This window comes from Burkholderia sp. BCC1993, assembly GCF_905339865.1.
Classification (GTDB): Bacteria; Pseudomonadota; Gammaproteobacteria; order Burkholderiales; family Burkholderiaceae; genus Burkholderia.
On record NZ_CAJPGZ010000025.1, the window covers coordinates 68,858 to 95,633 of the forward strand.

General features: G+C 66.6%; 20 protein-coding genes. 6 read left to right on the forward strand and 14 right to left on the reverse strand.

Annotated elements, in window-relative coordinates; all coding sequences use genetic code 11:
• Nucleotides 1-2: 2 nt before the first annotated feature.
• From rodA to U4Y91_RS33235, 5 genes are all read right to left on the reverse strand, one after another.
• The gene (gene rodA / locus U4Y91_RS33215; RefSeq protein WP_044847360.1) at nt 3-1,151 is read right to left on the reverse strand and encodes a rod shape-determining protein RodA; all 1,149 of its coding nucleotides are present in this window, start codon (nt 1,149-1,151) and stop codon (nt 3-5) included.
• Between the two features lie 11 nt (nt 1,152-1,162).
• Entirely contained in the window at nt 1,163-3,448 is a 2,286-nt protein-coding gene (gene mrdA / locus U4Y91_RS33220; protein WP_321808614.1) for a penicillin-binding protein 2, read from the reverse strand.
• A gap of 107 nt (nt 3,449-3,555) precedes the next feature.
• Nucleotides 3,556-4,068 carry a rod shape-determining protein MreD gene (mreD, locus tag U4Y91_RS33225; protein ID WP_009687274.1) on the reverse strand — a complete coding sequence of 171 codons (513 nt, stop codon included), beginning with the start codon at nt 4,066-4,068 and terminating at the stop codon, nt 3,556-3,558.
• Nucleotides 4,065-5,147 carry a rod shape-determining protein MreC gene (gene mreC, locus U4Y91_RS33230; protein ID WP_321808615.1) on the reverse strand — a complete coding sequence of 361 codons (1,083 nt, stop codon included), beginning with the start codon at nt 5,145-5,147 and terminating at the stop codon, nt 4,065-4,067. Before mreC ends, mreD begins: the two co-directional genes overlap by 4 nt.
• A gap of 139 nt (nt 5,148-5,286) precedes the next feature.
• Nucleotides 5,287-6,330, reverse strand: coding sequence for a rod shape-determining protein (locus U4Y91_RS33235; RefSeq protein WP_004189550.1), 1,044 nt, complete (start codon nt 6,328-6,330; stop codon nt 5,287-5,289).
• Nucleotides 6,331-6,698: 368 nt separating this feature from the next.
• On the opposite strand from U4Y91_RS33235, the gene gatC reads away from it, so the two are divergent.
• The 5 genes from gatC (at nt 6,699) to U4Y91_RS33260 (ending at nt 11,826) form a co-directional block, all read left to right on the forward strand.
• The gene (gatC, locus tag U4Y91_RS33240; protein WP_006407213.1) at nt 6,699-6,998 is read left to right on the forward strand and encodes an Asp-tRNA(Asn)/Glu-tRNA(Gln) amidotransferase subunit GatC; all 300 of its coding nucleotides are present in this window, start codon (nt 6,699-6,701) and stop codon (nt 6,996-6,998) included.
• A gap of 69 nt (nt 6,999-7,067) precedes the next feature.
• Nucleotides 7,068-8,558: an Asp-tRNA(Asn)/Glu-tRNA(Gln) amidotransferase subunit GatA gene (gene gatA / locus U4Y91_RS33245; protein ID WP_124486699.1), complete on the forward strand. Its 1,491-nt coding sequence runs from the start codon at nt 7,068-7,070 to the stop codon at nt 8,556-8,558.
• A 4-nt stretch (nt 8,559-8,562) separates the two neighbouring features.
• On the forward strand, nt 8,563-10,038 hold the full coding sequence (gene gatB, locus U4Y91_RS33250) for an Asp-tRNA(Asn)/Glu-tRNA(Gln) amidotransferase subunit GatB (protein ID WP_321808616.1): 1,476 nt from the start codon (nt 8,563-8,565) through the stop codon (nt 10,036-10,038).
• A 126-nt stretch (nt 10,039-10,164) separates the two neighbouring features.
• Nucleotides 10,165-11,004, forward strand: a complete 840-nt coding sequence (locus U4Y91_RS33255; RefSeq protein ID WP_321808617.1) for a polyphosphate kinase 2 family protein — start codon at nt 10,165-10,167, stop codon at nt 11,002-11,004.
• A gap of 48 nt (nt 11,005-11,052) precedes the next feature.
• Nucleotides 11,053-11,826 (forward strand): exodeoxyribonuclease III, encoded by a 774-nt coding sequence (locus U4Y91_RS33260; protein WP_321808618.1) that lies wholly within the window; start codon nt 11,053-11,055, stop codon nt 11,824-11,826.
• Nucleotides 11,827-11,930: 104 nt separating this feature from the next.
• Here U4Y91_RS33260 and U4Y91_RS33265 read toward each other — a convergent pair whose 3' ends face one another.
• Entirely contained in the window at nt 11,931-12,983 is a 1,053-nt protein-coding gene (locus tag U4Y91_RS33265; protein WP_321808619.1) for an NAD(P)-dependent alcohol dehydrogenase, read from the reverse strand.
• Nucleotides 12,984-13,211: 228 nt separating this feature from the next.
• Between U4Y91_RS33265 and U4Y91_RS33270 the strand changes: the two genes are divergently transcribed.
• Nucleotides 13,212-14,156 (forward strand): AraC family transcriptional regulator, encoded by a 945-nt coding sequence (locus U4Y91_RS33270; RefSeq protein WP_321808620.1) that lies wholly within the window; start codon nt 13,212-13,214, stop codon nt 14,154-14,156.
• Nucleotides 14,157-14,222: 66 nt separating this feature from the next.
• Here U4Y91_RS33270 and U4Y91_RS33275 read toward each other — a convergent pair whose 3' ends face one another.
• From U4Y91_RS33275 to U4Y91_RS33310, 8 genes are all read right to left on the reverse strand, one after another.
• Nucleotides 14,223-15,266, reverse strand: coding sequence for a M48 family metallopeptidase (locus tag U4Y91_RS33275; protein ID WP_321808621.1), 1,044 nt, complete (start codon nt 15,264-15,266; stop codon nt 14,223-14,225).
• Nucleotides 15,256-16,677 carry an AmpG family muropeptide MFS transporter gene (locus tag U4Y91_RS33280; RefSeq protein ID WP_321808622.1) on the reverse strand — a complete coding sequence of 474 codons (1,422 nt, stop codon included), beginning with the start codon at nt 16,675-16,677 and terminating at the stop codon, nt 15,256-15,258. Before U4Y91_RS33280 ends, U4Y91_RS33275 begins: the two co-directional genes overlap by 11 nt.
• Before the next feature lie 114 nt (nt 16,678-16,791).
• Nucleotides 16,792-17,400: a methionine biosynthesis protein MetW gene (metW, locus tag U4Y91_RS33285; RefSeq protein ID WP_321808623.1), complete on the reverse strand. Its 609-nt coding sequence runs from the start codon at nt 17,398-17,400 to the stop codon at nt 16,792-16,794.
• Complete coding sequence (gene metX / locus U4Y91_RS33290) at nt 17,397-18,542, reverse strand: homoserine O-succinyltransferase MetX (protein ID WP_321808624.1); 1,146 nt, start codon at nt 18,540-18,542, stop codon at nt 17,397-17,399. The genes metW and metX overlap by 4 nt, the downstream gene beginning before the upstream one ends.
• A gap of 345 nt (nt 18,543-18,887) precedes the next feature.
• The gene (locus U4Y91_RS33295) at nt 18,888-21,770 is read right to left on the reverse strand and encodes an autotransporter outer membrane beta-barrel domain-containing protein (protein WP_321808625.1); all 2,883 of its coding nucleotides are present in this window, start codon (nt 21,768-21,770) and stop codon (nt 18,888-18,890) included.
• Between the two features lie 509 nt (nt 21,771-22,279).
• The gene (locus tag U4Y91_RS33300) at nt 22,280-22,822 is read right to left on the reverse strand and encodes a fimbrial protein (protein WP_321808626.1); all 543 of its coding nucleotides are present in this window, start codon (nt 22,820-22,822) and stop codon (nt 22,280-22,282) included.
• A 246-nt stretch (nt 22,823-23,068) separates the two neighbouring features.
• Nucleotides 23,069-24,085, reverse strand: a complete 1,017-nt coding sequence (locus U4Y91_RS33305; RefSeq protein WP_321808627.1) for a fimbrial protein — start codon at nt 24,083-24,085, stop codon at nt 23,069-23,071.
• Between the two features lie 63 nt (nt 24,086-24,148).
• Nucleotides 24,149-26,767: a fimbria/pilus outer membrane usher protein gene (locus U4Y91_RS33310; RefSeq protein ID WP_321808628.1), complete on the reverse strand. Its 2,619-nt coding sequence runs from the start codon at nt 26,765-26,767 to the stop codon at nt 24,149-24,151.
• Nucleotides 26,768-26,776 lie beyond the last annotated feature (9 nt).

Sequence of the window (26,776 nt, forward strand, 5' to 3'; positions counted from 1 at the left end):
CGTCAGCTCTTCATCAGCCGCCGCTGTCGCCCGACGCTCATGATCATGCCGATCGCGACACCGAGCGTCGCGAGTGCGGTGCCGCCGTAACTCATGAACGGCAACGGCACGCCGACGACGGGCAGCACGCCGCTCACCATCCCGATGTTGACGAACGCGTAGACGAAGAACGCGAGTGTGAGCGAGCCTGCGAGCAGCCGGCCGAACAGCGTCGCGCCCTGCGCGGCGATATAGAGCCCGCGTGCGATCAGCGCCATGTACAGCGTCAGCAGCACGAGGCCGCCGGCGAGCCCCCATTCTTCCGAGAACACCGCGAAGATGAAGTCGGTGTGCTTCTCCGGAATGAATTCGAGGTGGGCCTGGGTGCCCTTCAGGTAGCCCTTGCCGAGCGCGCCGCCCGAGCCGATCGCGATCACGGCCTGGATCGTATGGAAGCCCTTGCCGAGCGGGTCGGAGGTCGGGTCGAGCAGCGTGCACACGCGGTGCTTCTGGTAGTCGTGCATCAGCGGCCACTGCACTTCGGGCTGGCAGATGCGCTCTTCGAACACGGCGATCGAGCCGACCGCGATCACGCCCGCGACGAGCACCGGCACGATCAGCTTGAACGACAGGCCCGCGAGGTAGATCACGAAGAAGCCCGCCGCGAACACGAGCAGGCCCGTGCCGAGGTCGGGCTGCTTCGCGATCAGGCCGACCGGCACCAGCAGGATCGCGAACGCGGCGATGAAGTCGTACCAGCGCAGCCCGCCTTCGCGGCGCTGGTAGTACCACGCGAGCATCAGCGGTGTCGCGATCTTGAGGATTTCCGACGGCTGGATCACGACGCCGACGTTCAGCCAGCGCTTCGCGCCTTTCTTGGTCATCCCGAACAGCGCGACGGCGACCAGCAGCGTGACCCCGAACGTATAGAGCGGGACCGCGAAGCGCATCAGTGTCGTCGGCGGGATGTTGGCGATCACCCACATCAGCACGAACGTCAGCAGGATGTTGCGCAGCTGATCCTCGACGCGGCCCGGCATGTCGATCGACGCGCTGTACAGCGTGACGATGCCGACGCACAGCAGCAGGAACACGATGAGGGCGAGCGGGCGGTCGAAGCCCGCGAACATCTGCTTGATCTTGTCGAGCCAGGCGCGCTTGTCGAATTGCATGCCTTTCTCCGTTAATGAGCGGTGCCGGCGTTCACCGCTTTCGCGGAGGCCGTGACACGGAAGTTGTCGTCGCGCGGCGCAGTGGCGAGCGGCTGCGCGTCGCTGGCGGGCCGGCGCGGCCGGTGCGGGCGCCGGATCGGCGGCAGGCTCGCGGCCCTCGGCGCCGCGGCGCTCGCGTCGGCGGGCTGCGCCGCGCTTGCCCCGGCCGCACCGGACGCATCGGGCGCCGACGCGGCCGATGCCGCATCCGCCGCGCTGGCCGCGGCCGGCACGACGGGCTGCGGCAGCGCCTTGAAGCCGGCCGCGACGGACACGGCCTTCGAGGCATCGCCGATCACCGGTGCGCTGATCGGCTCGGTCGCCGACGCGGCGGCGGCGACGGCGGCCGCCTCGTTCTCCGGTTTCTGGCGCTCGACGAGGTAGAAGTCGAGCACGCGGCGCGCGATCGGGCCCGCGGCCTGCGCGCCCCAGCCGCCGTTCTCGACGACCAGCGCGAGCGCGATCTGCGGATGGTCGACCGGCGCGTACGCGATGAACAGCGCGTGGTCGCGCAAGTGCTCGGCGAGCAGGTGGCCCTTGTAGTTCGAGCCCTGCAGCGAGAACACCTGCGCGGTACCGGTCTTGCCGGCCGCGAGGTACGACGCGCCGCGGAACACCTTGTACGCGGTGCCGGACGGGTTCTCGATCACGTTCTCCATCCCGCGCTTCACGACATCGATGTCGGCCTGCTTGAGCGGGATCGTTTCGCTTTCCTTCGGCACGGTCAGGTGGCGCCCGCGCGTGATCGGATCCTCGACTTCCTTCACGAGGTGGGGCTTCATCACGACGCCGTTGTTCGCGAGCGTCGCGGTGGCATGCGCGAGCTGCAGGATCGTGTACGAGTTGTAGCCCTGGCCGATCCCGAGGCTGATCGTCTCGCCGTCGAACCACTTCTGCTGCGCGGCCTTCTTGAACGCCTTCTTCTTCCAGTCGGTCGACGGCAGGATCCCGCGTGCCTCGCCCTGGATGTCGATGCCGGTGATCTGGCCGAAACCGAACGGCTTCATGAAGTTCGCGATCGCGTTCACGCCGAGATCGCGCGCGAGCATGTAGAAGTAGGTGTCGTTCGACACCATGATCGCCTTGTTCATGTCGACCCAGCCCTGGCCCGAGCGCACGTCGTTGCGGAACGTGTGCCCGCCGAACGTGAAGTAGCCGGGATCCTGGAAGCCCCAGCCCGGCGTGCGCTTGCCGAGCGTCAGGCCGGCCAGCGCCATGAACGGCTTGTACGTCGAGCCGGGCGGGTAGGTGCCGTGCAGCGGGCGGTTCAGGAGCGGCTTGTCGGACGAGTTGTTCAGTTCGTCCCAGGTCTGCTGGTCGATGCCGTCGACGAACGAGTTCGGGTCGAAGCTCGGCGACGACACGAACGCGAGCACGTCGCCCGTATTCGGCTCGATCGCGACGAGCGCGCCGCGCTTGCCGGCGAACGCCTGCTCGGCGACCTGCTGCAGCGCGATGTCGAGCGACAGCACGAGGTTGTTGCCGGGCGTCGCCTGCGTGCGCGACAGCGTGCGCACGGGCCGGCCGCCGGCCGTCACCTCGACTTCCTCGAAGCCCGTGAGGCCGTGCAGCTCGGTTTCGTAGCTCTGCTCGACGCCGATCTTGCCGATGTAGTCGGTGCCCTTGTAGTTGTTCGCGTCGCGACGCGGATCGTAGTGTTCCTGGTCGCTGTCGTTGTCGTCGCTCATCGCATCGATGCGATCCTGGTCGCGCTTCGAGATCCGGCCGATGTAGCCGATCACGTGCGCGGCCGTCATGCCGAGCGGGTATTGGCGGAACAGCCGCGCGCGCACGTCGACGCCGGGAAAGCGGAAGCGCTGCGCGGTGAAGCGCGCGACTTCCGCGTCGGTGAGGCGCGTGCGGATCGGCAGGCTCTCGAAGTTCTTCGAGTCTTCCTGCAGCTTCTTGAAGCGGCGGCGGTCGCGCGCGTCGATCGGGATGATCTCGGACAGCTTGTCGATCGTGTTGTCGAGCGTGTCGTTGAGCTTCGACGGCGTGATCTCGAGCGTGTAGGCCGAATAGTTCTTCGCGAGGACCACGCCGTTGCGGTCGGTGATGATCCCGCGGTTCGGCACGATCGGCGCGACCGAGATGCGGTTTTCCTCGGCCTGCAGCGCGTATTTGCCGTGCTGCATCAGCTGCAGGTAGAAGAAGCGGCTCGCGAGCAGCCCGAAGCAGACGAACACGAACACGCCCGCCGCCGCGACGCGCAGGCGGAACTTCGAGAGCTGCTGTTGGGTGTCGTTGAATTCGGTCATGCGGTTACGATCGATCTGGCCCGTGCGCGGCGCGCGCGCGGGCGAGGAGCCGCCCCGGAGCGCGGCGCGCGGGCGTGGGGGCGGCGGGTATTCAAGGTCGGTCCGGCTCAGATGGGGCGCGTATCGTCCGGGTCGACCGGGCGGCGTTGCGGCATCAGCAGCAGGTGGCTCGCGATCGGCCACAGCGCGGCCTCGACGAAGCCGTCCACCAGATAGCGCCAGCCGGGAAACGCGGCGCCCATCACGAGGCGGATCACGAACGGCACCAGCTGCGCGACGACGAGCAGCGGCGTGACGTACAGCACCTGCACGCCGATCGGCATCCACAGCACGCGGCGGTGGATCGTGATCGCGCCGTACGACAGCAGCGTATAGGCGAGCGCATGCTCGCCGAGCAGCCCCGCGTCATGCACGTCCATCAGGATGCCGAGCGCGAACGCGACGCCCATTCCGACCTTGCGCGGCTGGTGGATGTTCCAGAACAGCAGCACGAGCGCGACGAAGTCGGGCACGCCGGGCAGGCGGCCCCACGGCATCAGGTTCAGCAGGAACGCGGCGGCGAGGCTGAAGACGATGAAGTACGGGTTGACCGGCTGCAGGATGTATTGCGGGCGGTTCATCGCTGGGCTCCTGGTTGCCCGGCCGCGGGCTTCGCGGGCGCGGCGGCGGGCTTGGCAGGCGCGGCGGGGGCGGCAGGCGCAGCGGGTGCCGTCGGCGCCGGTTTCGCGCCGGGCGCAGCCGCGGCGGCCGGTTTCGCGTTCGCGTCCGCCTTGTCGGCCTTCTCGCTCTTCGCGGCGGCCTTGGCGCCTTTCTTGCCCTTCGCGTTCTTGTCGGCCGGCTCGGGCTCGGCCGGGCGCGGCGGGACATCGTTCTGGTAATGCAGCACGAGCATCTGGCGCGCGCCGCGCACGGCGGCGACCGGCGCGCAGGTCACGCGCGCGAACGCGGTATCGGCGAGCTTGTCGACCTTCGCGACCTTCGCGACCGGCAGGCCCGGCGGATAGACGCCATCGAGGCCGCTCGTGACGAGTTCGTCGCCCGCGACGAGGTCCGAGCTCGTCGGCACGAAGCGCAGGTCGAGCGAATCGCCCTTCGGCGTGCCGTAGATCACGCTGCGCAGGCCGGTGCGCAGCACCTGCACGGGAATCGCGAGATCGCGGTCGGTGATCAGCGTGACTTCGGCCTGCAGCGGGAACACGCGCGTGACCTGGCCGATCACGCCGTCCTCGCTGACGACCGGCGCGCCGTTCTGGATGCCCTGCTGCGAACCCTGCCCGATCACGATTTTCTGCGTGAACGGGTCGCTGGTGTCGTACTGGATCTCGACCGGCGTCGAATGCGTCGCGATGTGCTGGCGCAGTTCGAGCACCGCGCGCAGATGCGTGTTCTCCTGCGCGAGCACCGCGGCCTGGTTGGCCTGCGTGGACAGCTGCAGGTTGCGCTTGCGCAGCGCGTCGTTCTCGTGGCGCAGCGATGCGCCGGTGACGGCGATGTCGGCCGCGCCCATGAACAGGTCGCGCGGCACGAGCGCCGCGCGCTGCAGCGGGTACAGCACGGTGCCGAGCACGCCGCGGACGATTTCGAGCGTGCTGAAGCGCGCGTCCGATACGAGGAGCGCGATGGCGAGGGCGACGAAGAAGATGAGCCGCGCGAGCGCGGGCGGACCTTGCTTGAAGAGGGGCGGCGGACTGTATTCCATGGTCGGCGCCGGGCGCGTGGCGATCGGTTAAATAATGCTCAGACGCGCGAACGGCGTGGCGGTTCGTTCTGAACGAGCGATCCGGCCACGCCGCGGGTGCGTCATATCAAACGGGACTGCTTAGGCGACCACTCGTCGATCACTCGTACGAGAAGATGCTGCCCAGCTTGTCCATGCGTTCGAGCGCCATGCCCGAACCGCGTACGACGCAGGTGAGCGGATCTTCGGCGACGAGCACCGGCAGGCCGGTTTCTTCCGCGAGCAGGCGGTCGAGGTCGCGCAGCAGTGCACCGCCGCCCGTCAGCATCATCCCGCGCTCGGCGATGTCGGCGCCGAGTTCCGGCGGCGTCTGCTCGAGGGCGATCTTCACCGACGACACGATCTGGTTCAGCGGATCGGTCAGTGCTTCGAGGATTTCGTTGCTGGAGATCGTGAAGCTGCGCGGAATGCCTTCCGACAGGTTGCGGCCCTTCACTTCCATTTCCTTGACTTCGGAGCCCGGGAACGCGGAGCCGATTTCCTTCTTGATCGCTTCGGCCGTTTGCTCGCCGATCAGCATCCCGTAGTTGCGGCGGATGTAGTTGACGATCGCCTCGTCGAACTTGTCGCCGCCGACGCGCACCGAGCCTTTGTAGACGATGCCGCCGAGCGAGATCACGCCGACTTCCGTGGTGCCGCCGCCGATGTCGACGACCATCGAGCCGGTGGCTTCCGACACTGGCAGGCCCGCGCCGATCGCGGCCGCCATCGGCTCCTCGATCAGGTAGACCTGCGATGCGCCGGCGCCGTGCGCGGCTTCCTTGATCGCGCGGCGCTCGACCTGGGTCGAGCCGCACGGCACGCAGATGATGATGCGCGGCGACGGCGAGAACATGCGCGACTCGTGCGCCGTCTTGATGAACTGCTTGATCATCTGCTCGGTGACGGTGAAGTCGGCGATCACGCCGTCCTTCATCGGGCGGATCGCCTCGATGTTGCCCGGCACCTTGCCGAGCATCTGCTTGGCTTCCTTGCCGACTGCCTGGATCGTCTTCTTGCCGTTGGGGCCGCCTTCCTGGCGGATCGACACGACCGACGGCTCATCGAGCACGATGCCCTTGCCGCGCATGTAGATCAGGGTGTTTGCGGTGCCGAGGTCGATCGCCAGATCGTTGGAGAAGTAGCTGCGCAAAAAACCGAACATTCAGAATCCTGTTTCGCTCTGGGCCGGCCCTGCATAGCGAACGCTGAGGGCGGGCAGCGGAAAAAATAACAGCCTCGGGAAGCGTGGCGGAAGCGGCCGCCGCGGCGCACGAAGCTGCGAGTGATGTCTACCGGGAATCGCACGAAGCACGCACGGCTTGCCGAAGCGGGGCGAAACGGTGCGGGAAAAGGCTGCCGGGTTTGGGTCGAACGCGTAATGATACCTTATAATTTCGCGGTATTTGAATCGAAACGGACGGTATTTTTGCCGCTTCGGCCCCGATTTTTGAGGGTGGGATCGTACCCTCCAACCCCCCGCCGCAGCGCGGTTTTCGATGTGCTGCGCAGCCTTGTTTTTCCGGTGATCGCATGGCCCTGACCCTGACCGATGTGAAACGCATCGCGCACCTGGCGCGACTCGAAATGGCCGACGCCGACGCCGAGCATACGCTCGGCCAGCTCAATGAATTCTTCGGCCTCGTCGAGCAGATGCAGGCGGTCGATACCGCCGGCATCGCGCCGCTCGCCCACCCGATCGAACAGATCCAGGAAGTCGCGCAGCGCCTGCGCGACGACGCCGTGACGGAAGTCGTCAATCGCGACGACAACCAGCGTCCGGCGCCGGCCGTCCAGGACGGCCTCTATCTCGTGCCGAAGGTGATCGAGTAAGCATTCGATGAGAAGCGCGCCGGCCGGCTTGCGCCGCGCGCCACCCAGAATTCCCAGGAAAACCACTCAATGCACGCAAAAAGCCTGACCGAACTGCGCGCCGCGCTCGCCGCCAAGGAATGCTCGGCCGTCGAGCTCGCGCAGCTCTACCTGAAACGGATCGACGCGGCACGCGACCTGAACGCGTTCGTCCATGTCGATGCCGACCTCACCCTTGCGCAGGCGAAGGCCGCCGACGCCGAGCTCGCGCGCGGCGCGGGCGGCGCGCTGACCGGCCTGCCGATCGCGCACAAGGACGTGTTCGTCACGCGCGGCTGGCGCTCGACCGCCGGCTCGAAGATGCTCGCGAACTACGAGAGCCCGTTCGACGCGACCGTCGTCGCCCGCCTGCAGGCGGCCGGCATGGTCACGCTCGGCAAGACCAACATGGACGAGTTCGCGATGGGCTCGTCGAACGAGAATTCCGCGTTCGGCGCGGTGAAGAACCCGTGGGATACCAACGCGGTGCCGGGCGGCAGCTCGGGCGGCAGCTCGGCCGCCGTCGCCGCGCGCCTCGCGCCGGCCGCGACCGGCACCGACACCGGCGGCTCGATCCGCCAGCCCGCGTCGTTCGCGGGCGTGACGGGCATCAAGCCGACCTATGGCCGCGTGTCGCGCTACGGGATGATCGCGTTCGCGTCGTCGCTCGACCAGGGCGGCCCGATGGCGCAGAGCGCGTCCGACTGCGCGCTGCTGCTGAACGCGATGGCCGGCTTCGACGAGCGCGACTCGACGAGCCTCGAGCGCGACGACGAGGATTTCACGCGCCACCTCGGCCAGCCGTGGGCGGCCGGCAACGATGCGGGCAAGCCGCTCGCGGGGCTGCGTATCGGCCTGCCGAACGAGTATTTCGGCGATGGCCTGGCCGACGACGTGCGCGCGTCGATCGACGCGGCGCTCAAGCAATATGAAGCGCTCGGCGCGACGCTCGTGCCGGTGTCGCTGCCGAAGACGGAACTGTCGATCCCCGTGTACTACGTGATCGCGCCGGCCGAGGCGTCGTCGAACCTGTCGCGTTTCGACGGCGTGCGCTTCGGCCACCGCGCCGCGCAGTACGGCGACCTGCTCGACATGTACAAGAAGTCGCGCGCCGAAGGCTTCGGCCCCGAGGTGAAGCGCCGGATCCTGGTCGGCACCTACGTGCTGTCGCACGGCTACTACGACGCGTACTACCTGCAGGCGCAGAAGATCCGCCGCATCATCGCGAACGATTTCCAGGAAGCGTTCAAGTCCTGCGACGTGATCATGGGCCCGGCGTCGCCGACGGTCGCATGGGATCTCGGCGCGAAGGGCGACGATCCGGTGCAGATGTATCTCGCGGATATCTACACGCTGTCGGTGAGCCTCGCCGGTCTTCCCGGCATGAGCGTGCCGTGCGGCTTCGGCGCCGGCGCGAACGCGAAGCGCCCGGTCGGTCTGCAGATCATCGGCAACTATTTCAACGAAGCCCGGATGCTGCAGGTCGCCGACGCGTTCCAGCGCGCGACCGACTGGCACAAGCAAGTTCCGGCAGGGGTGTAAGCATATGGCTACTCAATGGGAAGTCGTCATCGGTCTCGAGACGCACGCGCAACTGTCGACCGTCTCGAAGATTTTCTCGGGCGCGTCGACGCAGTTCGGCGCCGAGCCGAACACGCAGGCTTGCCCGGTCGACCTGGCGCTGCCGGGCGTGCTGCCGGTGCTGAACCGCGGCGCGGTCGAGCGGGCGATCCGCTTCGGCCTCGCGATCGGCTCGACCATCGCGCCGCGCAGCATCTTCGCGCGCAAGAATTACTTCTACCCCGATCTGCCGAAGGGCTATCAGATCAGCCAGTACGAGATTCCGGTCGTGCAGGGCGGCCAGATCACGATCCAGGTGCCCGCCAACGAAAAGGCCGGCAAGGAAGCGTACGAAAAGACCGTCAACCTGACCCGCGCGCACCTCGAGGAAGATGCGGGCAAGTCGTTGCATGAAGACTTTGCCGGGATGACGGGGATCGACCTGAACCGTGCGGGCACGCCGCTGCTCGAGATCGTCACCGAGCCGGAAATGCGCAGTGCGGCCGAGGCCGTCGCGTATGCGAAGTCGCTGCACGCGCTCGTCGTGTGGCTCGGCATCTGTGATGGCAACATGCAGGAAGGCTCGTTCCGCTGCGACGCGAACGTGTCGGTGCGTCCGGTCGGCCAGGAAAAGTTCGGCACGCGCGCCGAGATCAAGAACCTGAACTCGTTCCGGTTCCTCGAGGAAGCGATCAACTACGAAGTCCGTCGCCAGATCGAGCTGATCGAGGACGGCGGCGAAGTCGTGCAGGAAACACGCCTCTACGATCCGGACAAGCGCGAGACGCGCTCGATGCGCAGCAAGGAAGACGCGCACGATTACCGCTACTTCCCCGACCCCGACCTGATGCCGCTCGTGATCGGCCGGGACTGGGTCGAGCGCGTGCAGGCCGGCATGCCCGAACTGCCGGCCGCGATGCAGCAGCGCTTCGTCGAGCAGTACGGCGTGTCCGCGTACGACGCGGGCGTGCTGACGTCGAGCAAGGCGATGGCCGCGTACTTCGAGGCCGTCGTCGCGAAGGCCGGCGCCGCGAACGCGAAGATCGCCGCGAACTGGCTGATGGGCGACGTGTCGTCGCAGCTGAACCGCGACGGCATCGACATCGACGCGATTCCGGTTTCGGCCGCGCAGCTTGCGCTGGTGCTGCAGCGCATCGCCGACGGCACGATCTCGAACAAGATCGCGAAGGAAATCTTCGCGACGATCTGGGACGAGAAGGCGACCGACGAAGCCGCGGCCGACCGCATCATCGACGCGAAGGGCCTGAAGCAGATTTCCGACACCGGCGCGCTGGAAGCGATCATCGACGAGGTGCTCGCCGCGAACGCGAAGTCGGTCGAGGAATTCCGCGCGGGCAAGGAAAAGGCGTTCAACGCGCTGATCGGCCAGGCGATGAAGGCGACCAAGGGCAAGGCCAACCCGCAGCAGGTCAACGAGCTGCTGAAGAAGAAACTCGGCTGAACATGGCCGCGCGCCTGAACCGCGCCTGACGACGGGCCGCCGCCGAACCTGTTCGGGGCGGCCCGTCGCTTTGGTGCATGCGTTATCGTGTGCGCGTGTGCATCGCACCGTCCAACGGAGGAACGAATGGCGAAACAACCGTCGCTCGACGATTTCCGCGTGCCGTACAGCACGCGCGAGAAGGAAGCTGCCGCATTCAAGCTCGATGCGTTCGATCCGGCCGCGAAGCCGTTTTCGTCGGGGTCGAAGGACGCCGACCGCGAACGGCTGTCCGCCGTGTCGACCGAGCTCGACGTCCAGCAGGAGCGCCTGCACACGCAGCAGCAGAAGCGCGTGCTGCTCGTGCTGCAGGGGATGGATACCAGCGGCAAGGACGGCACCGTGCGCGCCGTGTTCCGCGAGGTCGATCCGCTCGGCCTGCGCGTCGTGTCGTTCAAGGCGCCGACGCCGATCGAGGCCGCGCACGATTTCCTGTGGCGCGTGCATGCGCAGGTGCCGGCCGCAGGCGAGCTCGCGATCTTCAACCGCAGCCACTACGAAGACGTGCTCGTGCCGCGCGTGATCGGCGCGATCGACGGCAAGGAATGCGAGCGCCGCTACCGGCAGATCCGCGATTTCGAGACGATGCTGTTCGAGAACGGCACGACGATCGTCAAGTGCTTCCTGCACATCTCGAAGGACGAGCAGCGCGAGCGGCTGCAGGCGCGCATCGACGATCCGACCAAGCACTGGAAGTTCGACATATCCGATCTCGACGCGCGCAAGCACTGGGAGGCATACCAGTCGGCGTACCGCGATGCGCTCGCCGCGACGTCGGCCGAGCATGCGCCGTGGTACGTGATCCCGGCGGATTCGAAGACGCACCGCAACGTGATGATCGCCGAGCTGCTGCTGCGCACGATGACCGACATGAAGCTCGAATTCCCGCCGCCGAAGCCGGAACTCGAAGGCGTGAAGATCCGCTAGGCTGCGATCCTGTAACCAATCGAACTGAACTGAACAACGGAACCCGACATGATGCGAGTGATTACCGCCAACCTGAACGGCATCCGCTCCGCCGCGAAGAAGGGCTTCTTCGAATGGCTCGGCGAACAGAAGGCCGACTGTGTGTGCGTGCAGGAAATCAAGGTATCGGCCGACGACCTGCCGACCGAATTCGTCGAGCCGCACGGCTTCAGGAGCTACTTCCACCACGCCGAGAAGAAGGGCTACAGCGGCGCGGGCGTGTACAGCCGCCACGAGCCCGATGACGTGATCATCGGCTTCGGCAGCAGCGAATTCGATTCCGAGGGGCGCTACGTCGAGGCGCGCTACGGCAAGCTGTCGGTCGTGTCGGTGTACGTGCCGTCCGGCTCGAGCGGCGAAGAGCGCCAGCAGGCGAAGTACCGTTTCATGGACGAGTTCATGCCGCACCTCGCCGAGTTGAAGAAGAAGCGCGAGGTGATCCTGTGCGGCGACGTGAACATCGTGCACAAGGAAATCGACATCAAGAACTGGAAGAGCAACCAGAAGAATTCGGGCTGCCTGCCGGAAGAGCGCGCGTGGCTCACGCAGCTGTTCGACGATGTCGGCTACGTCGACGTGTTCCGCACGCTCGATCCGCGCCCCGAGCAGTACACGTGGTGGAGCAACCGCGGCCAGGCGTACGCGAAGAACGTCGGGTGGCGGATCGATTACCAGATCGCGACGCCGGGCGTGGCCGGCACCGCGAAGCGCACGTCGATCTTCAAGGACATCAAGTTCAGCGATCACGCGCCGCTGACGGTGGATTACGACTACAAGAAGTGAGCGTCGGCGCGACGCGATGCGCGTCGCTGCCGAGTCGTCCGGTCGCCGGACGCAAAACGGGGCCGCATGTCGAACATGCGGCCCCGTTTCGTTTGGTGCGTCGCTTACTGCTTGATCGATGCCATGTCGATCACGAACCGGTACTTCACGTCGCTCTTCAGCATCCGCTCGTAAGCGGCATTGATCTGCTGCATCGGAATCGTTTCGATATCCGACGTAATGCCGTGCTCCGCGCAGAAGTCGAGCATTTCCTGCGTTTCCGCGATCCCGCCGATCAGCGAGCCCGCGAGGCGGCGGCGCTTGAAGATCAGGTTGAACACCTGCGGCGACGGATGGTCGTGCTCCGGCGCGCCGACGAGCGTCATCGTGCCGTCGCGCTTCAGCAGGTGCAGGAACGGGTTCAGGTCGTGCTGCGCGGCGACCGTGTTCAGGATGAAGTCGAAGCTGTTCAGGTGCGCGTTCATCTGCGCTTCGTCCTTCGAGATCACCACGTCATGCGCGCCGAGACGCTTGCCGTCCTCGATCTTCGACGGCGACGTCGTGAACAGCACGACGTGCGCGCCCATCGCGCGCGCGAGCTTCACGCCCATGTGGCCGAGCCCGCCGAGGCCGACGATGCCGACCTTCTTGCCGGGGCCGACGTTCCACTGGCGCAGCGGCGAATAGGTCGTGATCCCCGCGCACAGGAGCGGCGCGGCACCGGCCGGGTCGAGCGTCTCGGGCACGCGCAGCACGAACGCCTCGTCGACGACGAGCTGCGTCGAATAGCCGCCGTACGTGACGTCGCCGGTCACGCGATCCTGGCCGTTGTAGGTGCCGACGAAGCCGTTCTCGCAATACTGCTCGAGGCCTTCTGCGCAGCTCGGGCAGGTGCGGCACGAATCGACGAGACAGCCCACGCCGACCAGCTCGCCGACCTTGAAGCGCGACACTTGCGGGCCGGTCGCGGTCACGCGGCCGACGATTTCATGGCCCGGCACGACCGGGTAGATCGTGTTGCGCCATTCGTTGCGGGCCTGGTGCAGGTCCGAGTGGCAGACGCCGCAGTAGAGCACCTCGATCTGGACGTCGAGGTCGCGCAGCGCGCGGCGCTGGAATTCGAACGGGGCGAGCGGCGAGCGCGCGTCGGTCGCCGCGTAAGCGTAAGTTGTGCTCATGCAGGGGGCTCCTTGTCCGGGAAAACGTCCGGCGAATCAGACTGCCGCCGCATCATGTGGCGACGCGGCGAGACAGGTGCCCATCGTAAGGAGCGGGCCGCTTCGGCGAAATACACGAAGGTCTCGAAGATTTGCCTATTCCTCTCGAATTGCACGCGAACGGCCGTCAAAACGCTTTCAAGGTGCTACATTGCGAGCCTGATTCTCTTGCCGGACAGGACGACGCCCGTGAGCTTCCAACCCCTTTTCGACGACACGGGCGAGCGTGTGCGGCGCCGCATGATCGAGCTGCACGCGCGCCTCGCGCCGAACGAGGGCGATACGCTGGCGGCGCTCGACGGCGTGCGCTTCTTCCGCGTGAGCCGCCCGGTGCCGCGTATGCCGGTGCTGTACGAACCGAGCATCATCGTCGTGTGCCAGGGCCGCAAGCTCGGCTATCTCGGCGATCGCTCGTTCGTCTACGACGCGCAGCAGTATCTCGTGCTGTCGGTGCCGCTGCCGTTCGAATGCGAGACCTTCGCGAGCATGGACGAGCCGTTTCTCGCGATCTCGATCCGCGTCGATCTCGCGGTGATCGCCGAGCTCGCGATCCTGCTCGACGAGACGCTGGGTGCTGCGGTCAGCGAGCCGCACGGCGTCTATTCGACGCCGCTCGATGCGCCGCTCGCCGACGCGGTGGTGCGGCTGCTCGAAGCGCTCGCGTCGCCGCACGACACGTGCGTGCTCGGGCCGGCGATCATGCGCGAGATCGCATACCGCGTGCTGACGGGGGCGCAGGGCGATGCGATTCGGGCGGCGCTCGTCCAGCAGCATCATTTCGGCCGCATCGCGAAGGCGCTGCGGCGCATCCATGCGGACCTGAAGGCCGATCTCGACGTCGAGACGCTCGCGCGCGAGGCCGGGATGAGCGTTGCGGTGTTCCACGCGCAGTTCAAGCACGTGACGGCGACGTCGCCGATGCAGTATGTGAAGGCCGCTCGCCTGCACCAGGCGCGGTTGATGATGGTGCAGGACGGTGTCGGTGCGGGTGCGGCGTCGGCACGGGTCGGCTATGCGAGCGCGTCGCAGTTCAGCCGCGAGTTCAAGCGGCTGTTCGGCCGCAGCCCGGGAGACGAAGTCCGCTGGATGCGAGAAAGCGGCAGCCGGCCGGTCGAGTCGCAAGTCGGCGCGTAGCGCCTGGCCTCGTGCGCCGGTGATGCGTGCCGGCGATTCCCGACGGGAGGCCGCCGGGTGCGGCGCTCAGCGCCGCACGACCTTGCGCCGCTGCGCGCTGATGCCCGCGTAGTCGGGCAGCGTGTCGACGCGTTTGGCCGTCGCCTTCGCATACAGCGGCATCAGGTCCGGCAGGCGGTTCAGCAGATCCTGCCGCCGCGCGGCGCTGTACGGATGCATGTAGATGAAGCCCGACGTCTTGTTCGTGCGCGTCGCCGCCGCGAGCTTGTCCCACAGCGTGATCGCCGCGCGCGGATCGAAGCCCGCGCGGGCGGCGATGTCGCCGCCGATCACGTCGGCTTCGGTTTCGTCGGTCGGGTCGTAGCGGAGCGTCTGCAGGCGTTCGCCGAGGTTCAGCGCCTGCGGCAGCGGATCGCCGACGCCGAACAGCGGCGGCAGCGTGGCCGCGCGCAGCGACGTTTGCGACGTCGCGCTGAAATTGCTGCGCGCGTGTTCGCGCAGCGCATGCGCGATGCCGTGTGCGATCAGCACGCCGAACTCGTCGTCGTTCAGGCGGACGCGATCGAGCAGCCCGCCGTACACGAGCACCTTGCCGCCCGGCAGGCAGGTGATGCGGATGTCGCGCGAACGGATCACGTTGACGTCCCACGCCCAGCTCTTCACACGATCGTTCCACTTCACCGAATACGGCGCGAGCTTCATGACGATCGCGCGCAGCCGCTTCACGCGCGGCTGGTTCGCGGGCAGCAGGCGGTCGCTGTCGGCGGCGGTCTGGACGATCTGCGCGTATTCGTTCGCGGTGAGTTGTTCGAGCAGCGGCGACGGGATCAGCGTGCGGAACGCGATCGCGTTGCCGTAGCGAACCTGCTGCGGCGTCGGCGTATAGGCTTTCGCGGGCACGGCGGCGCCGGTCGGCTGCGCGGCTTCGGCTGCAGGCGGTGGAGCGGATGCCGCCGGCGTGGACGGCGATGCCGGGGCAGCGGGCGCGGAGCCGGCCACGGCCGCAACGGTGTCGGACGCATGAGCGCTTCCCGCCGCGCCGAGCGTCGCGAAGCCGACGCCCAGCGCGGCGGCGACGCGCGCCACGCGATGCAGTCGATCATTGCGCACGGCTGGCCTCGCCGTTGCGCGCGGTGCCGTTCCACGGCGCGATCTTGAACAGCAGCAGCATGCCGGGGATCGCGAGCGCGGTGCACACGATGAAGTAGTCGAACCAGCCGATCTTCGCGACGATGAAGCCGCTCGCGGCCGATGCGAGGGTGCGCGGCACGGACGCGAGGCTCGTGAACAGCGCGAACTGCGTGGCCGTGTAGCGCGGATCGGTCGTGCTCGCGATATACGCGACGAACGCGGCCATCGTCAGGCCGGTCGTGAAGGTTTCGACGCCGTAGACGATCGCGAGCGCGACCGTCATCGGGCTGAATTGCGGCGTGACCGCGACGCCGAACACGGACAGCGCCGCCGCGAGCGCGTGGCTCGTCGATACCGTGAAGTCGTACAGCATGGCGAGCACCGGCGAGCCGGGGCCGAGTTGCGCGAGCCACGCGAAGCCGAGCGTCGACACCATCTGCAGCGCGCCGAAGATCCACAGCCCGCGGCCGATCCCGATCTTCACGAGCCAGACGCCGCCGATGATGCCGCCGGCGACGCTCGCGACGAGCGCGGTGGTCTTCGCGACGATGCCGATCTCGGTGCGCGTGAAGCCGATGTCGAGGAAGAACGACGTCGACAGCGTGGTGGCCATCGTGTCGCCGATCTTGAACAGGAAGATGAACGCGATGACGAGCAGCGCGCCGCTCCAGCCGTCGCGCTGGATGAATTCGCGGAACGGCAGCACGATCGCGTCGCGCAGGTTGCGCGGCGGCGTGCCGACGACTTCCGGTTCACGCACGAGCAGCGTCATCAGGATGCCCGGCAGCATGAACGCGCCGGTGAGCGCGAACACGGCGTCCCACGGCATGTGGTCGGACAGGATCAGCGCCAGCGAGCCGGGGATCAGCGCGGCGAGCTTGTATGCGTTCACGTGCACCGCGTTGCCGAGGCCTTGCTCGGTGTCGCGCAGCAGTTCGCGGCGATAGGCGTCGATCACGATGTCGGAGCTTGCGCCGAAGAACGCGACGAGCGTCGTGAGCGCGGCGACCGTCCAGATCGAGTCGCGCGGCGACACGAAGCCGAGCGCGGCGATCGCGCCGGCGACCAGCACCTGCGTGAGCAGCATCCAGCCGCGCCGGCGGCCCGGCCGCCAGCCGGGCAGGCGCGGGATGTAGCGGTCCATCAGCGGCGCCCACAGGAACTTCCACGTATACGGGAACTGGATCAGCGCGAACAGACCGATTTCCTTCAGGTTCACGCCCTCGGAGCGCAGCCATGCCTGCACGAGGTAGACGAGCGTGAACAGGGGCAGCCCCGACGTGAAGCCCAGGAACACGCAGATCAGCATGTGCGTGTTCAGATAGGCGCGCCAGCCGGGGTGATCCTCGTGAGCGGTGAGTGCGGGCGCCTCGTGTGGCGTTTTGGACATGGACGGAAACTGGGTAGCGTTGACTGATGGCGGCGGCAGCGCAGGCGGCGCGGGCGGCACTGGAGGGGCGGCCGCACGCGGGTGCGGGCCGGATCATCCGTCAACGGCCCCGGCTCAGCTGCGCTTGACGCGGTAGACAGCAAGACTACCACGCCAGTTCGCTCCCCATCGAATCGGCTGGCCTTCGTGCAGCACGATGCGATCGAGGATCGTGACGCCGACTTCCGGTGCGAGCGCCTCGAAATCCTTGATCGTCAGCACCCGGACGTTCGGCGTGTTGTGCCACTGGTAAGGCAGCGACTTCGACACCGGCATCCGGCCGCGCAGCACCGACAACCGGTGCGCCCAGTAGCCGAAGTTCGGGAACGACACGATGCATTCGCGCCCGACGCGCGCGGTTTCGCGCAGGATCGCGGCCGTCTGGTGGATCGTCTGAAGTGTTTGCGACAGGATCGCGAAATCGAAGCTGTGATCCTCGAACAGGCGCAGGCCGTCCTCGAGGTTCTGCTGGATCACGTTGATCCCGTTCTTCGCGCTGGCGAGCACGCCTGCGTCGTTCAGCTCGATCCCGTAGCCGGACACGTCGAGTTCTTCCGACAGCAGCGACAGCAGCGAGCCGTCGCCGCAGCCGAGGTCGAGCACGCTCGCGCGCGGTTCGACCCAGCGGGCGATCGCGCGGAAGTCCGCGCGGGCGGACAGGGAATTCAGTGCTTGCTGGTTCATGCCCCTACCTCGATGGCGATTCGTTCGTAATACGCGCGGAGCAGGTTGTGATAGCGCGCGTCGTCGAGCAGGAACGCGTCGTGGCCGTGCGGCGCGTCGATTTCCGCGTAGCTGACCGTGCGCTTGTTGTCGAGCAGCGCCTTCACGATCTCGCGCGAACGCGCCGGCGCGAAGCGCCAGTCGGTCGAGAAGCTCGCGATCAGGTATTTCGCCTGCGTGTGCGCGAGCGCGGCCGTCAGGTTGCCGTCGAACGCCTTGGCCGGATCGAAGTAGTCGAGCGCGCGCGTGATCAGCAGGTAGGTGTTCGCGTCGAAGTAGTCGGCGAACTTGTCGCCTTGGTAGCGCAGGTACGACTCGACCTCGAACTCGACGTCGAAGCTGAAGTTGTACGCGTCGAGCGCGCCGTCCGCGCGGCGCAGCGCACGGCCGAATTTCTCGGCCATGTCGTCGTCGGACAGGTACGTGATGTGGCCGATCATCCGCGCGACGCGCAGGCCGCGCTTCGGCTTCACACCGTGCGCGTAATAGTCGCCGCCGTGGAAGTCGGGATCGGACAGGATCGCCGAGCGCGCGACCTCGTTGAACGCGATGTTCTGCGCGGACAGCTTCGGCGTCGACGCGATGTCGATGCAGTGCGCGACGCGCTCCGGATACATCAGGCTCCACGCGAGCGCCTGCATCCCGCCGAGGCTGCCGCCCATCACGGCGGCGAAGCGCTCGATGCCGAATGCGTCGGCGACGCGCGCCTGTGCGTGCACCCAGTCTTCGACGGTGACGACCGGGAAGCGTGCGCCGTACGGCGTGCCGGTCGACGGATCGATGCTCATCGGGCCGGTCGAGCCGAAACACGATCCGAGGTTGTTCACGCCGATCACGAAGAAGCGGTTGGTGTCGAGCGGCTTGCCGGGGCCGACCATGTTGTCCCACCAGCCGGTGCTGCGCGGATCGTCCGCGTAGACGCCGGCGACGTGGTGCGACGCGTTGAGCGCGTGGCAGACGAGCACCGCGTTCGAGCGCGCGGCGTTGAGCTCGCCGTACGTCTCGACGACGAGCTGATAGTTGCCGATCACGCTGCCGCTTTGCAAGCGCAGCGGTTCGGCGAAGTGCATGGTCTGTGGAGCGACGATGCCGATCGATTCCATTCGTTCCGCCTTATGCCATATGACTGGGCGGCTAAATGGTGTCGGCGAGGCGCGGAGTCGAAGGTGCGCGGCTGACGACCTCTTTAGCCGCATTTGTAGTGAACCGCCGGGGAACGACGCATCGACGCGTCAGGGCCCCGGCCGGTTCGCGCGCCCGCAATCGAGTCAGCAAATCGGCGCGCTTCCGGCCTGCCGCCAAGGAGGCGGCAAGTCGGCAAAGTATAGCGGAAATTGCAGGGCGCGGATTCGGGAGGTGTGCTGGGCGGCCGGCGGCCCGGCCCTGCGGACCCGCCGGGCCGCCCGGAACCGCCTGCGTGGGGAACAGGCGGCGCCGGGCGCGCCCCGTCACCAGCGGTACTTCGCGGCCAGCTCGCCCTTGACCACAGCATAGTCGGACAGGTTTGCCTCCACGCCGAGGCTCGCCGATATCGCGAAGCGCTTCGACACCTGGCCCGTCGCGCCGACCCGGAACGCCGCGCGATCGCGCGGAACACTGAACGAGAAAGCATTGCGGTCGAGCGTCAGCGTGCGCGAGCCGGGGCCGTGCCACCAGTTCGCTTCGATGAACGGCCGAAGTTCGCGTCCGTTCGACATCGCAGTGACACCGTGCACGCGCACGCCGAGCCGGGTGAGCACGTCGGTGGCGCCCTGGCCGTCGAGGCGGCCGCCGGCGGTGCCGTGCGCGTCCGCGCGATAGTCGGACACGACGAGCTGCGCTTCGGGCTCGACGAAGAACCGCGTGTCGCCCCGCTCGTAGAACCCGAGTGAATAGCCGGTCTCGATCGAGCCGGTCACGGTGCGCGACCGGTACGAGTCGGCCGCGAGGCTGCCGCCGACGCTGTTCGCGTAGGCGCCGTACATGAACCACGCATCGACGTAAGGGCCGGTCAGGATGTCGCGGCTGCCGTACCACGTGCCGTACACACCGACGTTGTAGCCGGCCACGCTGCCGCGCGCGGTGGCGTTCGTGACACGCCCCTCGATCGCGTTCCACAGCGGGCGTGTCGACCAGTTGGTCTGGCTGCCGTACATGCCCATCGCGCCGATGCGCACACTGCCCCCGCGACCGTCGTCGAAGCGGAGCAGGTCGGCTCCCGCGTGGATCAGGCGACCGTTGCCCGACACGCTGCGGTTGCCGCCGGACATCGAGGTCGTCTGGCCTTCGGCGCGCAGCCAGACGGCGCCGTCGAGCGGGCCGGTGGCTTCGGTGCGTAGCGAGCGATCGTTGCGCTGATGCAGCGAATGAATCGCCATCGTCGCTGCGGCATCCGCGTTTGCCAGATACGCGTCGGGTTCCGGTGCGGCGGCGCGCGGCGGAGGGGGGATGACTTCCGGCTCGATCGGTGGATCGGGCGGGAGCGGCGGATCGGGCGGTTCCGGCGGCTGTGGCTTTGCCGCGGAGACGAGATACCAGTTTTCCGCCTGTCCGCCATCGCCGCCACGTTTGAGCATGTAATCGTAGCCGCCTGCCGACAACGTGCCGAAGCCGCTCCGGTAGCCGTCCGATGCCGCATCGAGCGTGAATGCCGACGCGTCGGTCGTGCCGCCGTTACGGGTTTCGACGAGCGGGATGCCGATGGTCGTCGCCGCGCCGTCCCCGCCCGCGTGCTTCACGACGATGCCGGTGTCGCCCGATGCGTGGCCGCCGTCGATCACGAGGCGGTCGGTGGGCGACGCATCGTCCTGCAGCGTCGTATGGAGCACCAGCTTGCCGTTGCGCGCCGCATAGTCGCCCGTCACCACGAGCGTGCGCGGTGTGGGCGGCACACCGGCCGCCGGCGCGTCGAATGCGATCGTCGAATCGTTCAGCGCGACGGTGCCGACCGACGAGTCGCCGGTGATGGTCCAGAGGCTGTCCGCGTCGAGCGCCAGTGTGCGGACGGCGTCTGTCGCGCCGGTCCATGCGGACGCGTTCGACAGCGCGACGTCAGTCACGGCGGGCGTCGGGCTGCCGTCGTCGGCCGGATGGTTGACGATGTCGCCGTCCGCGACGGCGTTCGTGTCGAGCGTCAGGCGCACGGGTGCACCCGACTCGGCATGGACGGACAGCAGCGTGCCGTTGCCGCCGATCGCGCGCGTGCCGTTTTGCAGCGTGATCGTCGCATTGGATGCGTCGATTGCACCATGGCGCTCGCTGACGAGCGTGCCGTCGTCGATCGTCAGCGTGCCGCCATAGACGGCAGCGGCATAGGCGCCGGCGCCGGTCGTGCGCACGTCGCTGCGCAGCAGGTCGATCGTGCCGTCGGTGCTTGCGTATAGCCCGGTGGCTTCGGTGCCATTCGTTTCGACGCTCGTATCGGTGAGCGCGGCGACGGAGTTCGCGCCGGCCGACAGCACGCCGCGCGCCCGTTGGCCGCTCGTCACGATGCCGCCGCGCGTGATCGCGACCTTGCCGCCGAGCCGGGCGACCACGCCGATGGCGCCTTTGCCGGTGGTCGTCACATCCGTATCGGTTGCGTCGATGACGGGCGTGTCGGTGTACTCCTTCGACGCGTAAAGGCCGTGCGAACTGATGCCGTGCGTGACGACGCCCGTGCGTTCGAGCTCGACGCTACCCTCGCGGGTATCCACGCCGAGCGCCGCGTATCCGCTCGTTTCGAGATGCGAGTCGCTGAAGGTGACGGTGGATGCGCCCGGCATGTACAGCACCGACGCATAGTCGCCATCGGTGCGGATATCGGTGCGCTTCAGCGTGGCCCGGACGCCGCCGTAGCTGAGGGACAGGCCGGTCCCGAACAGGCCGCTGGTCCTGATCAGCGTGTCGGCGACGTCGATAGTGCCGCCCGGAACGAGGATCGTTGCGATGCCCGACGCCTCCTTGCCGCGTGTCACGATCACGCTGTCGGAGAGCGACAGCCGGCCGTTGGTGCCGTCGATGAATGTGCCGTGCGCGTAGTCGCCGTCGGTATCGATGGAGACGCGCTCGGCGGATGCGCTGCCGCCATAACGAAGTTCGATGCCTGAGCTCGACCCGCCGCGCGTACGGATTTCCGTATCGCGCAGCACGACGCGCGACCCGGTGCCCTCTGCGGCAGCGCCGGCCGAGACGTAGCCGGTCGTGAACACGCGGGTCTTGCCGAGGGTCGTCAGCACCCCGCCGTTGACGGCGGAAAGCACGGCCTTGGCGGATGCGGTCGTCGAATAGTCGCCCGGTGCGACTTCGAGCGCGATGCCGTCCGCGAGTTGCGGGCCGCCTCCGACGACTTGTGCCGTCGACGCCCAGGGCATTGCCGCGCCGGCGAGCAGCGCAGAATGCAAGACACGCCGGCCGATGCGCGCGTGAGAAAAAGGGAAGTAACTGCGGTTCACCTGATCACCTTGATTTATCTCGAGTGAGCGAAGATGAACTTTTGCGGGTTATTTTGAAATTGGACGAGTTCGAATTTTTTGCGGTGCTTGGCGGCCGGCACGGCGCACGCGCGAAACGCGGAGATATTGGGCGCTCGTTTTTCGATCGATCGGGATTGCCTGCGGGGTGTTCGACGAGAGCGGATGGCGTAATGGACAGAGGCGCGCGATCGAGCGGGCATGTTTCAAGCCAATTGGAGGGGGAGCGGCAAAACGAATGGCGTGCCGTGCTGACTGCCCGATCGCCGGGTTTGTCCGCACACGAATGGACGGTCTGCGTGCGACTGTGCGCGTACGGCAGCTATCGCGAAAGCCGGGGCACCCATCCTGCCGTGCGCCCCGGCAATGAACCGGCGGCGCGCGCAGCACGCGCCCCGGTTCGCGATGTGTTACTGATACATGATCGAGTACATCACCGACGTATTCACCGTACCCTGGCCTGCAGCGCCACCCGTTGCGACGTATTGCGCGTAGTACGGCAGGTCCGCGGAGCCGCCCACCAGCGCGACCGCCTTCGAGTTTTCATCGGCCTTGCCCAGGGCGATGTTGGACGAATCGCCGTTGAGCAGGCCGACTTCGACGTTTTTCGCGGTACCCGTTGCGTTGAACAGCTGACCCGTCGTCGAGTTGACCGTGGTGCCCGCCTCGAAGTGCGTGTAGACGTTCCCGCTTGCCGGCGAGCAGTTCTTCAGACTGATCTTGAATGGCGTGCGGCCGGCCGTCGAACCGCCGTTGACGAGCGCCGACGTCGATACCTTCGGCAGTGCCACGGTGAAGTTCTTGCCGCCGGTGCCGTTGCCGTCGATCGTGCAGGTTTGCGTACCGATGTTGCCGTTGATGGTAATCGTTCCGTCGGCTGCGTGCGAGACGGCCGGCAGAGTTGCCGCTGCGGCGACGGCGAGTGCTGCGATGCTGGTGTATGCGAACTTCATATCGATTCCTCTAGTACTAGTTGGAAAAAGGACTCGGTCGGCACACCGCCCGACTGCCGTTACCGGTCGTACGAGCGACATCTGACTTCGTCCAAAAAGACCCACCGAGGCAGTCATGAAGGACTACGAAACGGAAGGCCGTTCCGGCCATCGATGCACCGATGGTCGTGGGTAGGCGTCGGCCCCTCGTGGTGTCGGGCGGCCGATGCGCTACCGAATTGCTCTGCTATGCGTCAAGCGATGGGCTCACTGATAGCTCATCGTGAACGTCGCGACCCCCTTGACCGTCCCGGCGGAAACCTGGCCGGTCGAGATGTATTGAGCGGACAACGGAATGCTCGTCGTCGTCGCCGACGGGCCGACATACCATTGATTGGTGTTGCCGACCGCAGCCGAATCCGGGCCGTAACCGACGGGTTGCCCGTTTCTCAGGATGCGCAGCTTGACGCCTTTCGCCGTCGAGTCAGGCGTGAGCGTCAGTTGATCTCCGGTATTGCCCGGATCGGTCAAGTCGGTCAGCGTGACGTAAACATTGGATCCCGATTTGCAGCTCAATCCGATGTTGAACCCCTTGTCTCCGGCGGTCATGCCGACGGCATTGAGTTTGCTTGCCGCAATGGGTTGCAAGGGCACGGGGATATTCGGCGTGGTGACCGTGCAGGTAGTCGGCATGATGGTCAGACTTCCGCCGCGGTTGTTCCAATAAAACTGATATCGATAGCCGCCAGCGGTCGGATAAGCCCGATTCTCGGCGCCGATGTTCCATTGGCCAACGGATGACTGCGGGAGCGTCACGCCGTTGTAGATGAGATCGCTGAGCTTGATCAGTTCGACCTTGATTCGATAGAAGCCGCTGATCGGCCGTGTCGACGTATTGGGTGGCGCCCATTCCGCCTTCGAACTGAGGCTGCTGTGCATGACTTGCCCGGTTTCCATGTTGGTGAAGCGCAACCCCATGGACGGCCACGAGAGTAGGTACGTCACGCCGGGAATATTGCTGGGGCGCTGGGCATCGTGGAAATAAAATGAATATCCACCGGGAGGATAGGGGTTGGCATCGCATCGATACGGCATCGTCAGCACCGTAGTAGCCAAAACCGCACCATTCGGGGCATTGTGCGGAACAAGGACATTCCCGAAGCCGAACCTGCGTTGATAATCCGAGCTTTCATCGTTGTAGCAAGTCGGGGTCTGCGCATGACCCGCGATCGAATACAGTGAACTGGTCAAGCAAAGTGCGGCAAGCAGCAGATACTTGGCCATCGTTCTTTCATTTCGCATCTCGTAGGATTCCGCTTGAATTTCGGTCTATGGGAGGCCGCATCTTTAATGCGAATCATCGTCGGCGTGAGGCGCCGCACCGGCGCATATCGATTCGACGTGCGTATACGCTTCGCTCTTGTTCTGTTTGACCGGCAACTGGTAACTGAACGAACAGAATTCGGTCTTGCGATTGCCCCATTTCGCCTTCAGCGTGCCGGTATCGCTCAAGCCGCGGACGAACAGCTTGCCGCCCTGTCCGGCCAGCCCGAGGGTCTTGCCATCGGCGTCGACGACGTTGCTGCCGAACGGGATCGGCGTACCGTCGGGCTGACGGATCGTCATCAGCACCGCGCGGCCGGTGACCGTGTCGAACTTGACCTTCACGACCGAATTCGCGCGCGGCGCGACCTGCTGGCTCGTCGTCAGCATTTCGACGTCGATCGGAATGCCCTTCGGGTCGAGCTCGATGGTGTTCATCTTGTACGGCGTCAGGTACGGCAGCACCGCATAGCCGCGTCCGTCGATCCGCACGTCCGTGCCGTTCGTGATGGAAGCGCCGACGGCGTCCTTTGCTTCGACGATCGCGACCGTTTCGCCGAGATCGTTGGCAAGCGTGACGCCGCCCGCATGGCCGACGAGTGCACCGGTCACGCCGGCGGACACGCTCGAGAAGCCGCTGCCGCCGCTCGCGCTGCCGGAGAACGTCGCGAACGGACTGCGGTATTGCGCGTTGCCGCCGCCGGTTGTCTGATCGCCGGTATTGACGTTCACGCCGTACGAGAACTGGTTGGACTTTCCAGTGGTGCCGGTCAACGACATCTGTCCGGTCGTGCCGCCCTGGTTGTCGTGCGCGATACCCGTGCTCAGCGTCGGCGCGTGCGAGCGCCGGCCGAGCGGGACCGTCAGGTTTGCGTACACCTGGTTGTTCAGGCGGCCCGAGTAGCCGTCTCGCTGCCGCGACACCGACAGGTTGTAGCTCAGATTGACGCCGAGGAGCCGCAGGCTGTTGTTGTAGCCGACCTGGAACTGCGTCGTCGTGCCCTGGCGGTTCCAGTAGTTGACCGTCGAGCCCACCGCGAACAGGCTGCCGCGCTTTTCACCGAGCGACTGGTTCAGCGTCAGCTGCACCTGGTTGCGTTGCCGGTAGATGCTGTTCGGATCGCTTCGGCCTGCCGACAGCTCGCGCGCAACCATCGCGTCGCGCATGCTCCAGTAACCGCGCGACGAGTAGCGATACGCGGCTATCGCGATGTTCGTGCCGGTCGCGTCGACGGACTTGCTGTAGCTCACGCGCACACTCTGCCCGCTCGTCGCCGATACGCCCGGGATGCGGGCGCTGGCGTGCGTGACGTCGACCGCGAGCGCGCCGAGCGGCGTGTTGAACGCAGCCCCGACCAGGCCGGCCAGGTAATTCTCGGCGACGATCGCGCCGACGTAACCCGTCATCAGGTTGCTGATGCCGCGCTGATACGTGGCCTGCGCGAAATTCGGATGACGTTCGAGCTGCGACTCGCGCAACTGCCCGAGCGCGACGCCGAACCGGGAGATACCCGGGCGCAGCGACTGCACGACTGCCGCATACGGCACCGTGAAGCTGTGTTTCCTGCCGTCCGCCTCGGTGACCGTGACGAGCAGGTTGCCGCCGTAGCCGGTCGCGTACAGGTCGCTGATCTCGAACGGGCCGGGCGCGACGTTGGTTTCGTACAGCACCGCACCGTTCTGCGACACCGCAACGTGTGCGTTGCTCGTTGCAACACCGCGGACCACGGGTGCATAGCCGCGCATCGAATCGGGCAGCATCCGGTCGTCCGTCTCGAGCGTGACGCCGCGCATGCCCACGCTGTCGAACAGCGTGCCGTCGGTATAGGTCTCGCCGATCTTCAACTGGCTACGCCATGCCGGCAGGTCGCGCTGAACGTACGTGTTGAGGCTTTGGTAACGGTTGTCGCCCTGCGTTTGCGCGCTGTAGGTGCCGTTGTGCCGGAAATGCCAGTTCCCGATGTTGGCGCCGGCATTCAGTCCGAGGTAACCCTGCGTGCTTTCGTAGCCGGACGAGGTGTTGCGGAATACGTTCGCGTTGTACTTGAGCGTCGCGCTCGGCACGCCGCCGTCCCACAGTTCGGGGCTGACATAACCGCGCGGATTGCGCAGCAGCGACGCCTGCGGAACGCTCACGTTCAGGCGCAGTTCCGACATGTCGAATTCGACCGTTGCGCCGGCTACCAGCTTTTCGATGTCCGTGCACTCACCGGACTGCACGCGCAACAGCTCGGCGCGCGCTGCATCGGTCAGTGTCTGATCGTCGAGACCGAGGCGGCTCACGAGCGTGCGATCGAAGCACGGCGTCGCGCTGACCGCGCCTGCCGCTGCGTCGAAGCGCACCGTCGAGCGGCCGGTCCACGTCTGGTTGACGTAGAGGTCGACCAGATACTCGCCGGCCGGAACCGGGTTGCCTTTCGCGAAGCGCTCGAGGTCGAGCTGCTGGCCGCGCGGCTTCATCATCAACGTATCGTTGAACTGGACCTGCGCGACCTGGACGCTGTCCGCCGATGCGGTCGACGCTTCCACGGCGCACGCGCCGGCTGCCCATCCGCCGAGCGTCGCCATGACGAGCAGATAGCCCGGCTTCAGCGCGAAATGCGCCGGGGCCTCCAGTGATTGAATGTGATGATTCGCTCGCATGAATTCAAT